Raw genomic sequence first — 686 nt, 5'->3', positions numbered from 1 at the left:
GCCGTTGCCCGGCGTGAGGTGATAGGAGGACAGCATCAGGGTGTTGTCGGCGCGGTTCATCCGCCACAGGGGGCCGTCGCTGGCGCGCAGGGGCGCCACCGGGTCGCCCCGCAACCAGGCCCGCCGCGCGCCGCTGCGGAAACCGGCCCAGCGGGCCTGACGGTCAATGAAGGCCTGCTCGAAGGCGATCGAGGCCCGGTCGCGCCAGCCGGCCATGGCCCGGCCGGTGGTGCCGCTGGTGGAACCCTTGAAGCGCAGCCACGGCCCGCCCTCGGCCACCATCCGCTCGCCCGCGGCAATCGCCTCGGGCTTGGTCAGCACGGGGATCTCGGCCAGATCGGACAGATCGCGCCAGCGGCTCGGGTCGATGCCCAGCCGCTCGAACAGCTCGCGGTAGTACGGCACCCGGCGGCCGGCGTGGAGCGCCAGCTCGCGCATCGTCTCGAGCTGGAGCGACGCCCACTCGGGCCGGGGCAGCCACTGGCTGCGTTCGATGCGTTCGCCGATCTGCGCCAGCGCGCGGCGGTCGGTCAGCAGGCCACGCAGCCGGGTGTTCAGCGCCAGCATGCGCTCCTGCAGCGGGGGCGAGGCGTGGCGGTACAGGGGGGAGTGACTCGAGAACATGATCCGCTTCAATCCCCGCTGCCGGACGCGCGGTCCAGGCGCTGCCAGGCGGCCTCCACCAT

The 686-nt window shown here is 73.3% G+C and carries 1 pseudogene; it reads right to left on the bottom strand.

Annotation, left to right across the window (positions count from 1 at the left end):
* Positions 1-624, bottom strand: a pseudogene (locus ACE3N6_RS15345) (hypothetical protein); the annotation flags it as partial.
* Positions 625-686 lie beyond the last annotated feature (62 nt).

The organism is Zoogloea sp., assembly GCF_041904905.1.
Classification (GTDB): Bacteria; Pseudomonadota; Gammaproteobacteria; order Burkholderiales; family Rhodocyclaceae; genus Zoogloea.
This window is presented reverse-complemented; position numbering and strand designations above follow the sequence as displayed.